General features: G+C 41.3%; 8 protein-coding genes. All 8 read right to left on the reverse strand.

What is annotated here, in order from left to right:
* Nucleotides 1–213 precede the first annotated feature (213 nt).
* Nucleotides 214–1,611, reverse strand: coding sequence for an LruC domain-containing protein (locus OWEHO_RS07225; protein ID WP_014201818.1), 1,398 nt, complete (start codon nt 1,609–1,611; stop codon nt 214–216).
* Between the two features lie 2 nt (nt 1,612–1,613).
* Nucleotides 1,614–2,000, reverse strand: coding sequence for a hypothetical protein (locus OWEHO_RS07230; protein ID WP_014201819.1), 387 nt, complete (start codon nt 1,998–2,000; stop codon nt 1,614–1,616).
* A 231-nt stretch (nt 2,001–2,231) separates the two neighbouring features.
* Nucleotides 2,232–2,555: a DUF3467 domain-containing protein gene (locus tag OWEHO_RS07235; RefSeq protein ID WP_014201820.1), complete on the reverse strand. Its 324-nt coding sequence runs from the start codon at nt 2,553–2,555 to the stop codon at nt 2,232–2,234.
* 3 nt (nt 2,556–2,558) lie between these two features.
* A complete protein-coding gene (gene rpoC / locus OWEHO_RS07240; protein WP_014201821.1) occupies nt 2,559–6,878 on the reverse strand; it encodes a DNA-directed RNA polymerase subunit beta' in 4,320 nt (1,439 codons plus the stop codon).
* Nucleotides 6,879–6,911: 33 nt separating this feature from the next.
* The gene (rpoB, locus tag OWEHO_RS07245; RefSeq protein ID WP_014201822.1) at nt 6,912–10,736 is read right to left on the reverse strand and encodes a DNA-directed RNA polymerase subunit beta; all 3,825 of its coding nucleotides are present in this window, start codon (nt 10,734–10,736) and stop codon (nt 6,912–6,914) included.
* A gap of 98 nt (nt 10,737–10,834) precedes the next feature.
* On the reverse strand, nt 10,835–11,212 hold the full coding sequence (gene rplL, locus OWEHO_RS07250; RefSeq protein WP_014201823.1) for a 50S ribosomal protein L7/L12: 378 nt from the start codon (nt 11,210–11,212) through the stop codon (nt 10,835–10,837).
* A gap of 67 nt (nt 11,213–11,279) precedes the next feature.
* Nucleotides 11,280–11,804, reverse strand: a complete 525-nt coding sequence (rplJ, locus tag OWEHO_RS07255; RefSeq protein ID WP_014201824.1) for a 50S ribosomal protein L10 — start codon at nt 11,802–11,804, stop codon at nt 11,280–11,282.
* A gap of 24 nt (nt 11,805–11,828) precedes the next feature.
* Nucleotides 11,829–12,518 carry a 50S ribosomal protein L1 gene (rplA, locus tag OWEHO_RS07260; RefSeq protein ID WP_014201825.1) on the reverse strand — a complete coding sequence of 230 codons (690 nt, stop codon included), beginning with the start codon at nt 12,516–12,518 and terminating at the stop codon, nt 11,829–11,831.
* Between the last annotated feature and the right edge of the window lie 6 nt (nt 12,519–12,524).

Here is a 12,524-nt window from a genome sequence, read left to right on the forward strand (position 1 = left end):
AAAATTGAAATTTTCAGATAATTGTAGGAAAAATCTTCGTTTAACGATATGTTTTTTTCGACTACATTTTAAAACAACACAGGTAAGTTCAGGTACATACAAGAACAATTTACCGACCAAATAAGACACAAAAAAACCCCAACCTCTTTAGAGATTGGGGATATATTAATTACGCCAAAGCAGTTTAAATATGCTCGAGCAATAAATAACTGTCTAGTAAATCTTAGCGCTATTTCTATAAGTTCCTTCTGTAGTATTAGTATGCCAGTCCTGGTAAGAGTTACCACCACTTTGTGCCCAGCCTGCAAGTTTAAGGAAAGCTTCTACTATATCCGCTTTCTCTACAGCATAGTCAGTTCCCGAAGTAGATATTGCCCATGGAAGTCCATCTATAGAAGCATAGGTTTCACCATTGTTCAAGTTGCTGGCATCTGCCATAGTTCCAAAAAGAGCTTGATTGGCTAAGTTTGTAGGAGCCATTCCCATTTCATGAATTTCATGACTTCTATCTCCAGTTCTAAAGCTAAAGAAGTTGTAGTCAAGATCCCCTACTGTCAAATTACTACTTTTTGCAAATTCAATGGTAACCGTAATAATATCGCCTGTACCTACAGGATCTCCGGCAACTGTATTAAAGAAAGATCCACCTCCCCAGGTTATCACTTTATTTACATTGTCAAATACCGGAATTACTGCATGGGTTTGGCCATTTTCGGTGCCATTTGCTCCTAGCATCATTACATTTCCTGAAACATCACTACCATTTACACTTACCACATCAGATGGGTTGATTCCATTTAACTCTAAGCCCCAACCTTGTGCAATAGATCCACCAGCAGCTTTTACTTCGGCCTCTATTACCAAGTAACGAAGGTCATTATCCGCATCTGTAATGGCTTCTCTTTTAGCTGAAACTACCAAGTCATTAAAATCAAAATCGCCATAGGCAGGGAAAAGATCTTCGTACATAAAAGTGGTAGGTAAAACCATAGAACTATAAGCTTTATTAGGATCATTCGGGTAATCATCTACATTATCACATACACCGTCTGCATCAGTATCTGTACAAGCAGTACCGCCTCCATTTGTCACCGTACATCCAGGACCAGGAGAATAGGTGGCGTTGGTTACCTCAACACCGTGAAGGGTTAAATTAGTTGACGGACTACTGTAAATATATGGTCTTAACAAACCCGTATATCCCGAAGGAACATTAATAGTAGCTTCAGTAGGAGTAGCCGCAGCAGGTAAACTAGTCGAGGGCCACCCTCCCTCAAATGTATTGGAGCTAGTGCCAAAATTAAAATATACAACAACAGGAACCTGACTCGAATACGTAATTTTAACCGAGTAACCACTTTGAATATTCATCACTGGGAAAAAGATTATAAATGGGTTGCTGTGAGACATGGCCTTAACCCCTCCTGCAGTATTGTCCCAAAATAACTGAGGATATCCCGTATAGTTTCGAAAGCACCCCGGGTCATTAAATACACCACTATTGTCTAAACTCGGTTGGAAACTTGAGCTACTGTTAAATGTATGTGCAAACTGAGCCTGTGCAGTACTCACCAAACACGCTGCTATCAATAAATTAAATATTTTTTTCATGATTAGATAGAGTTTAGATTAACAAAGGGTGAATTGATCTTCACGTGTTTCATTATAGGCCCATCTACCACAACAAGCTCTTTAGTACCTACTGGAATATTGATGCGCATCTCAAAATCCTGATCAAGATTTCGATTATGCTTTAGAAGTGTAATTCCATCCAAGGTTTGTACAGTTAGCAAACCTTTAGCCCCCACAGTAAGGCCACTATTGCCGGTAGATGTAAAGGTTACAGTTTTACTTCCGGCAAAATCAAATCCTTCAGGCACGTTCATTTCTCTAAAAGAAGTAACTGACTCATCAGTATTTCCTTGGATTTTCTGCTCCTCTTTTGAACAGCCAACCAATGCGACAGCCGAAATTGCGGCAACAATCAATGTTTGCTTCATAGTATTTGTTTTTAGTTGATTTATAAAACGAGGCAAACATTCACATTTTGAACCTATCAAAAGAAAAACATTCGTTTATCGGCATTATTTATACGTCTACTTTACTGCTCTTTATAACTTGAGAAATCATTTGCAAAGTTGAATTGAGAGTGGCCACCTTCCTTATCAACTCACAAAAAAACCCCGACCTCTTTCGAGATCGGGGTTTGTAATTTATAGCTTAAGCTAAGTTTATGCCTGCCCAGTAGGGCCGCCAAAGTTTAGAGGAATTTGTGGTTGCTCTATATCCTTGATTTCACCATGCTGTGCTTCAAAGCGCGCTACATTGTCTTGCATCGCTCTTAGGAAACGCTTGGCATGCTGTGGGGTAAGTACAATTCTCGACTTTACTCGAGCCTTGGGTACACCTGGCATAATTTTGATAAAATCCAACACAAACTCGCTTGATGAGTGGTTGATGATAGCTAAGTTGGAATAAATTCCTTCCGCAATCTCTTCACTCAACTCCACGTTTACTTGCCCTTCTTTAGGCATTTGTTGATTTTCGTCAGCCATCTCTTAGCTTTTTACTTCTTCTACATCTTCTACAGCCTCGCTTGCTTTCAAACGATCGTAGTCTTCACGGCTACCTACTATGATATTTTCGTACTCTTTGAGTCCGGTACCAGCAGGTATTTTGTGTCCTACAATTACGTTTTCTTTCAGGCCTTCCAAAGTATCGCGTTTACCATTTACGGCAGCCTCGTTAAGTACTTTAGTAGTTTCCTGGAAGGAAGCAGCTGAGATAAACGACTTGGTTTGTAGCGAAGCTCTTGTGATACCTTGCAATATCGGACGTGCCGTTGCAGGGTGTGCATCACGTGCCTCTACCAATTGCTTATCAGCTCTGCGTAGAAGTGAATTCTCATCTCTTAGTTTACGAGCAGTGATAATCTGACCTGCTTTCAGGTTTTCAGACTCTCCCGGCTCCATCACTACTTTCTTATCAAAAATCCAGTCATTCTGCTTGATGAAGTCATTCTTGTGAACAAGGTTTCCTTCCAGGAACATGGTATCACCCGGATCCTGAATATCTACCTTACGCATCATCTGACGAACGATTACCTCAAAGTGCTTATCATTAATCTTCACACCCTGTAGACGGTAAACTTCCTGCACTTCATTTACAAGATATTCCTGAACTCTGTTTGGTCCCTGAATAGCCAAAATATCAGCTGGAGTAATAGCTCCATCAGAAAGTGGCATACCTGCACGAACGTAATCGTTCTCTTGTACAAGGATTTGCTTACTTAGGTTGATAAGGTATTTCTTTAATTCACCAGTACGGCTTTCTACGATAATCTCGCGGTTACCACGCTTGATTTTACCATAAGAAACTACACCATCAATCTCAGAAACCACAGCAGGGTTAGAAGGGTTACGTGCTTCAAAAAGCTCAGTCACACGTGGAAGACCTCCAGTAATATCACCCGCTTTTGCAGATTTACGTGGAATCTTAACAAGTGTTTTACCTGCTTTAATCTTATCACCTTCTTCCACAATAATGTGGGCTCCCACAGGAAGTGTATAATGCTTCAGTTCGTTTCCTTTAGCATCTACAATAGAGATGGTAGGAATAACTTTCTTGCTACGGGTTTCAGAGATTACTTTCTCCATGAAACCTGTCTGCTCATCAATCTCTACACGGTAAGTTACACCCTGATCAATATCCTGGAACTTAATAGTACCAGCAGTTTCAGAAATGATAACCGCGTTATATGGATCCCAATCACAGATTACATCACCTTTCTTAAGCTTAGCACCGTTTTTCACTCTTAGGAATGAACCATAAGGTACGTTGTTGGTAGCCAAAGTGATTCCTGTTTTCTCGTCTACCAAACGCATTTCTGCAGTACGACCGATTACAGTTTCCACTTCATTACCATCACCATCCTCACCAGTTACGGTACGTAGTTCGTCAAAGTCGATCTGACCATCAAACTTAGCTTTGATAGAAGATTCTTCAGCAACGTTACCCGCAGTACCACCCACGTGGAATGTACGAAGGGTAAGCTGTGTTCCTGGTTCTCCAATTGACTGGGCTGCAATTACACCTACAGCTTCACCTTTTTGTACCATCTTACCAGTACTTAGGTTACGACCGTAGCACTTACCGCAAATACCTCTATCGGTTTCACATGTCAATGCTGAACGAACCTCCACCATTTCTACCGGAGACTCTTCAATTTGGCGTGCAGCTGGTTCTTCAATAACATCTCCAGACTTCACATATATTTCACCTGAAACAGGATCAATCACATCATGAAGTGAAGTACGTCCCAAAATTCTTTCGAACAATGGTTCTACTACTTCTTCATTCTTCTTAAGTGCAGTTACTTCCAATCCTCTAAGAGTACCGCAATCTGGCTCATTGATAATTACGTCCTGAGCCACATCTACCAATCTACGAGTTAGGTATCCTGCATCAGCCGTTTTAAGTGCCGTATCCGCAAGTCCTTTACGCGCACCGTGAGTAGAAATAAAGTACTCAAGGATAGAAAGACCTTCTTTAAAGTTTGAGATAATCGGGTTTTCGATAATCTCACCACCGCTAGAACCTGATTTTTGAGGCTTGGCCATCAAACCACGCATTCCGGAAAGCTGACGAATCTGCTCTTTAGAACCCCTCGCACCAGAGTCAAGCATCATATAGATGGGGTTGAACCCTTGGCGGTCGGTAATAAGGTGATGCATAGCACGCTCAGTAAGGCGGGCGTTGGTATTTGTCCATACGTCAATTACCTGATTATAACGTTCGTTATTGGTAATAAGACCCATGTTATAGCTAGCTAGAATGCTTTCGATTTGCTCTTCAGCACCTTTTACTAGGCTATCTTTTTCTTCTGGAATAATGATATCTCCAAGCGAGAACGACAATCCTCCACGGAATGCGAACCCATATCCAAGTGACTTAATATCATCAAGGAAATTAGCTGTGGTAGGGATATCAGTTTGCTTAAGAATATCAGCAATAATCTCACGAAGTGCTTTCTTAGTAAGTACTTCGTTGATAAACGGTACATTCTTAGGCACTACTTGATTAAACAAAACTCTACCAGCAGAAGTTTCAATAACTTTCATGGTAAGGTTTCCATCTTCTCCAAGTACGCGAGCACGCACTTTGATTGGTGCATTTAGGTTAATGCGACCTTCGTTGTGTGCAATCTGAACTTCTTCATCAGAGTAGAAGGTAAGCCCCTCTCCTTTGATTGGATGCTCTGGAGTACTCTTACGGCTTTTGGTCATGTAATACAGACCCAAAACCATATCCTGAGAAGGTACAGTAATAGGAGATCCGTTTGCAGGGTTCAAAATGTTATGAGATGCAAGCATCAACATTTGAGCCTCCAAAACCGCTGCTGATCCTAGTGGCAAGTGAACCGCCATTTGGTCACCATCAAAATCCGCGTTAAATGCAGTACATACAAGCGGGTGAAGCTGGATCGCTTTTCCTTCAATCAGTTTTGGCTGGAAAGCCTGAATACCCAAACGGTGAAGAGTTGGTGCACGGTTTAGCAATACAGGGTGTCCTTTCATTACATTTTCAAGGATATCCCATACTACAGGCTCGCGCTTGTCAATAATCTTCTTGGCTGATTTTACAGTTTTTACAATACCTCTTTCGATAAGCTTACGCACGATGAAAGGCTTGTAAAGCTCTGCTGCCATATTTTTTGGAAGACCACACTCATGTAATTTCATTTCAGGACCTACAACGATCACCGAACGTGCAGAGTAGTCAACCCTTTTACCAAGTAAGTTTTGACGGAAACGACCTTGCTTACCTTTCAATGAATCAGAAAGAGATTTTAGTGCACGGTTGCTATCAGTCTTTACTGCGCTTGATTTACGTGTATTGTCAAATAGAGAATCTACCGCTTCTTGAAGCATACGCTTCTCGTTACGAAGGATTACTTCTGGAGCTTTAATCTCCACAAGTCTCTTCAAACGGTTGTTACGGATGATTACTCTACGGTACAAGTCATTCAAATCCGAAGTTGCAAAACGACCACCATCAAGTGGCACCAATGGACGAAGTTCTGGTGGAATAACTGGTACCACCTTAACGATCATCCACTCCGGACGATTTTCAATACGAGTGTTTGCATCACGCAAAGCTTCCACAACCTGAAGACGCTTAAGAGCCTCTTGCTTACGTTGCTGAGAAGTTTCGGTGCTAGCCTTGTGACGAAGGTCATAAGACAGTTGATCCAAGTCAAGACGCGCTAACAAATCGATAAGTGCTTCAGCACCCATCTTAGCGATGAATTTGTTAGGATCGCTATCATCAAGGTAATTGTTTTCGCTTGGTAAGCGCTCCAATGCCTCTAGATATTCTTCTTCAGTAAGGTACTCCATGTAGCCTAGTGGTGAACCATCAGGCTTGGTAGCATTACCCGCCTGAATTACCACATAGCGCTCGTAATAAATAATCATATCGAGTTTCTTGGTAGGAAGACCTAGCAAGTACCCAATTTTGTTTGGCAAAGATTTGAAGTACCAGATATGCGCTACAGGCACCACCAAGTTGATGTGACCTACACGCTCTCTACGTACTTTCTTTTCAGTTACTTCAACACCACAACGGTCGCACACAATACCCTTATATCGGATACGCTTGTACTTACCGCAAGCACATTCGTAATCCTTTACAGGACCGAAGATGCGCTCACAAAACAGACCATCACGCTCTGGTTTGTGAGTACGGTAGTTAATCGTCTCTGGTTTCAGCACTTCTCCGTGAGATCTCTCTAAAAGAAACTCAGGAGATGCAAGGCTAATTGTTATGCTCTTGAAGTTGCTGTTGTAACTGTTATTATCGTTTTTCCTTAAAGCCATGAATTCGGAAACTTAAGTTCTTAAAAATGATGATTAATCCAAAGTGATCTTCAAACCAAGACCGTTCAATTCGTGTAGTAACACGTTGAAAGATTCAGGGATACCTGGTTCAGGCATTGGTTCTCCCTTCACTATGGTTTCATAGGTTTTAGCTCTACCCACTACGTCATCCGACTTTACAGTCAAAATTTCGCGAAGGATGTTTGAAGCACCAAATGCTTCAAGAGCCCAAACTTCCATCTCTCCAAAACGCTGACCTCCAAATTGAGCTTTACCTCCAAGTGGCTGTTGCGTAATAAGCGAGTAAGGTCCAATAGAACGAGCGTGCATTTTATCATCTACCATGTGACCCAGCTTAAGCATGTAAATCACACCTACTGATGCCGCTTGGTGGAATTTCTCACCGGTACCACCATCATAAAGGAAGGTGTGACCAAACTGTGGAATTCCTGCTTCATCGGTAATTGCATTGATATCATCAAGTGATGCTCCATCAAAAATTGGAGTACCATATTTTCTACCAAGCTTCTTACCAGCCCATCCTAGTACGGTTTCATAAATCTGTCCGATGTTCATACGAGAAGGTACACCCAGTGGGTTCAATACGATATCCACAGGAGTTCCATCCTCAAGGAATGGCATGTCCTCATCACGAACGATCTTAGCAACGATACCTTTGTTACCGTGACGTCCAGCCATTTTATCACCCACTTTAAGCTTACGCTTTTTAGCGATGTATACTTTGGCCATTTTCACAATACCTGATGGCAATTCGTCACCAATGCTGATGGTAAATTTCTCACGCTTGTATACTCCCAATACATCCATCACCTTGATCTTGTAGTTATGGATAAGAGTAGCGATAAGGTCATTCTTCTCAGCATCTGTTGTCCAGGTTCCACCAGTGATGCGAGTATAGTCATCTATACTGTTAAGGATCTTTTGAGTAAACTTGGTTCCTTTTGGAATCACGTCTTCATGAAGATCATTTTTTACACCTTGGCTGGTTTTACCGGCAACAAGTATATTTAGCTTTTCAAGGAATTTCTGGCGGATAGTTTCCACCTGCATGTTAAATTCTTCCTCAAGTTTTTCAAGAACTTCTTTGTCAGCAAGACGAGTCTTCTTGTCTTTTACTGATCTTGAGAATAGCTTTTTATTAATTACCACACCTTGCAATGATGGAGAAGCCTTAAGGGATGCATCTTTTACATCACCAGCTTTATCACCAAATATGGCGCGAAGTAATTTTTCTTCTGGAGTAGGATCAGATTCTCCTTTTGGAGTAATCTTTCCGATAAGGATATCACCAGCTTTTACCTCTGCTCCTACGCGAATAATTCCATTTTCGTCAAGCTCACGAGTTGCCTCTTCACTCACGTTTGGAATATCAGCAGTAAGTTCTTCAGCACCAAGCTTAGTATCTCTTACGTCCAATGAATATTCATCAATATGGATAGAGGTGAAGATATCTTCACGAACAACTCTTTCTGAGATTACAATTGCATCCTCAAAGTTGTACCCTTTCCAAGGCATAAATGCCACTTGCATATTTCTACCAAGTGCCAATTCACCACCTTCGGTTGCATAACCTTCGCAAAGTACTTGACCTTTCTTAACGGTTTCGCCTTTTACAACGATTGGGTTAATGTTGATACATGTACCTTGGTTAGTCTTGCGGAACTTAACAAGGTTATAAGTTTTGGAATCATCTTCGAAGCTTACCAAGCGCTCATCATCAGTACGGTCATACTTAATGGTGATCTTTTCAGCATCTACATATTCTACTACTCCACTACCTTCAGCGTTGATAAGCACACGGCTATCACTAGCTACGCGGCCTTCAAGACCTGTTCCTACAACTGGAGCTTCAGGGCGCAACAATGGTACGGCCTGACGCATCATGTTTGATCCCATCAATGCACGGTTCGCATCATCATGCTCCAAAAACGGAATAAGAGATGCAGAAATAGATGCAATCTGATTAGGAGAAACGTCCATATAATCAAGCTTATCTGGCTCAATAAGAGGATAATCTGCTTCATCACGTGCTTTTACACGGTCGTTTTCAAAGTATCCATCTTCTTTTACCGGAGCATTTGCTTGTGCAATTACCTTTTCTTCTTCCTCTTCTGCGCTTAGGTATACTGGTGGAGTAGCAAAATCTACTTTACCTTCTACCACTTTACGATAAGGAGTTTCAAGGAATCCCATACGGTTTACCTTAGAGTAAACACACATAGAAGAAATCAAACCAATGTTTGGTCCTTCAGGAGTTTCAATAGGGCAAAGACGACCGTAGTGGGTATAGTGAACGTCACGTACTTCAAAACCTGCTCTTTCACGAGATAGACCACCAGGCCCTAGGGCTGAAAGTCTACGCTTATGCGTAATCTCGGCCAATGGATTGGTTTGATCCATAAACTGAGAAAGCTGGTTTGTACCAAAGAATGAGTTGATCACAGAAGAAAGTGTCTTCGCGTTGATCAAATCAATCGGGGTAAATACTTCGTTGTCACGTACGTTCATACGCTCACGAATGGTACGAGCCATACGAGCAAGACCTACACCAAATTGGTTAGCCATTTGCTCACCTACAGTACGCACACGTCTGTTGCTCAAGTGGTCAATATCATCCACTTCAGCTTTTGAGTTGATAAGCTCAATAAGGTATTTTACAATGTTTAGGATATCATCCTTTGTTAATACCTGAGTATCAGCTGCAATATCAAGACCCAATTTCTTGTTTAGGCGGTAACGACCTACCTCACCAAGATTGTAACGTTGCTCAGAGAAGAACAGCTTGTCGATGATACCACGAGCAGTTTCCTCATCTGGCGGCTCAGCGTTTCTCAACTGTCGGTAGATGTGCTCCACCGCTTCTTTCTCAGAGTTAGTTGGATCTTTTTGTAATGTATTATGAATGATTGAGAATTCTGATGCTTCGATATCCTCTTTGTGAAGAAGAATAGTTTGCACGTCAGCATCTACAATCTCATCAATGTGTTCTTTTTCTAAAACAGTGTCACGATCTAACACTACTTCATTACGCTCAATAGATACTACTTCACCAGTATCTTCATCCACGAAATCCTCAACCCAGGTTTTCAATACACGAGCAGCTAGTTTTCTGCCCAACACCTTTTTAAGGCCGGATTTAGAAACCTTTACTTCTTCTGCAAGATCAAAGATTTCCAAAATGTCTTTATCGCGCTCATATCCAATAGCACGAAGAAGTGTAGTAAGTGGTAACTTCTTCTTACGATCGATATAAGCATACATCACACTGTTGATGTCTGTTGCAAATTCTATCCAGCTACCCTTAAATGGGATAATACGTGCTGAATACAATTTAGTACCATTAGCGTGGTAGCTTTGGCCAAAGAATACACCAGGAGAACGGTGTAGCTGAGACACTACTACTCTTTCTGCCCCATTTACGATAAAAGTACCGCGTGGTGACATATAAGGAATGGTACCTAGGTACACATCCTGAACAATGGTTTCAAAATCCTCGTGTTCAGGGTCTGTACAATATAACTTCAATCTAGCCTTAAGTGGTACACTGAATGTAAGTCCTCTTTCGATACACTCCTCTTCGCTATAGCGAGGTGGGTCTATGAAATAGTCCAGAAACTCCAGCACAAACTGGTTTCTGGCATCAGTAATGGGGAAGTTTTCACTAAACGTCTTATAAAGCCCTTCATCATGTCGATCATCAGGTTTAGTGTCTAGCTGGAAAAAATCGTGGAAAGACTGCAATTGAATATCCAAAAAATCAGGATAATCGAAAGCGTTCTTGATAGACGCGAAGTTTATTCTTTCCGAAAGATTTTTTGTAACTGGGTTTTTGGACATTGGAATTTAAATAAAGTTAAAATAAACACAAAAGGGTTTAGGCCTATCCCGCACTTCTGCGGGAAAGACCTAAACCGTAATAAGAAAGCTAAGTGAGATTACTTAATCTCAACTTCAGCACCTGCCTCTTCCAATTGAGCTTTAAGTGCTTCTGCTTCGTCTTTTGCTACACCTTCTTTAAGAGGCTTAGGAGCTCCATCAACTAGCTCTTTTGCTTCTTTAAGACCTAATCCTGTAAGTTCTTTTACAAGTATTACAACAGCTAGCTTAGAGCTACCTGCAGCTTTAAGGATTACGTCAAATTCAGTTTGCTCGTCACCACCACCGGCTTCGCCACCAGCTGCAGGACCTGCAACAGCAACAGCTGCAGCAGCTGGCTCAATGCCATGCTCTTCTTTAAGGTAGTCTGCTAATTCGTTTACTTCCTTAACAGTAAGGTTTACAAGCTGATCGCCTAATTCTTTAATATCCGCCATTTCGGTATTCTTTTTAAAATTTAAATAAATAATTACGCCAATATATGGAAGCTGAGTGCGTACACTTTTAAGATGCCGCGCGCTCCTCTAAGGTCTTCATAAGACCACCCAAAGTGTTCTTTCCACTCTGTAGAGCAGAGATAACATTCTTGGCAGGAGATTGCAACAAGGTGATAACTTCGCCAATAAGCTCTTCCTTAGATTTAAGGGTTGCAAGGGCTTCTAGTTGATCATCACCTACATAAATAGATTCCTGAATATATGCTCCTTTTAAGAAAGGCTTTTCAGCTTTCTTTCTAAACTCTTTTATAAGCTTAGCAGGTGCATTTGCAGTTTCAGAAACCAAGATTGTGGTATTCCCTTTAAGGGTAGGAAACAAGTCCTCAAAATTCTTCTCAGAACGCTCCATAGCCTTCTTAAGAAGTGTATTTTTTACCACATTAATCTTTACTTCATTTTTGAAGCAAAGTCTACGAAGGCTGCTTGATTGCTCAGCGTTTAAGCCAGCGATGTCAGCTACATAAAGTACTTCTGCACCTTTTAGTACCTCCGTAAGGTTGTCTATTGCTAGATTTTTTTCTTCTCTTGTCATCGTCTAATTTCTTTTACTGTGGGATTAGATTGACTTTGCATCAATAGAAACTCCCGGACTCATAGAGCTGCTCATGCTGATGCTCTTGATGTAAGTTCCTTTTGCAGCAGATGGCTTCATACGCAATAGAGTTTTAAGCAACTCTTCTGCGTTTTCTCTGATTTTTTCTGCTTCAAATGATACTTTACCCACTGCAGCGTGAATGATTCCGTAACGATCAACTTTAAAGTCAATCTTACCAGCTTTCACATCAGATACAGCTTTAGCCACATCCATAGTTACAGTACCGGTTTTTGGGTTAGGCATCAAGCCACGAGGACCTAATACTCTACCTAGGGGACCAATCTTACCCATTACACTTGGCATGGTTACAATTACGTCCACATCGGTCCATCCACCTTTTATTTTCTCGATGTACTCATCCAAACCTGCGTAGTCTGCACCAGCATCTTTTGCTTCCTGCTCTTTGTCAGGAGTAACAAGTGCCAATACTTTTACGTCTTTACCTGTACCGTGAGGTAGTGTTACTACACCACGAACCATTTGGTTTGCTTTACGAGGGTCAACTCCCAATCTTACTGCTACATCTACTGAAGCATCAAATTTGGTAGTATTAATGTCTTTTACAAGGGCACTTGCATCTTCTAGAGAGTAAAGTTTATTTACATCTAGCTTGCTTAGTGCTTCTTTTCTCTTTTTGCTTATTGCTGCCATTTCTTA

Origin of the sequence: Owenweeksia hongkongensis DSM 17368, assembly GCF_000236705.1 — a bacterium.
GTDB lineage: Bacteria > Bacteroidota > Bacteroidia > Flavobacteriales > Schleiferiaceae > Owenweeksia > Owenweeksia hongkongensis.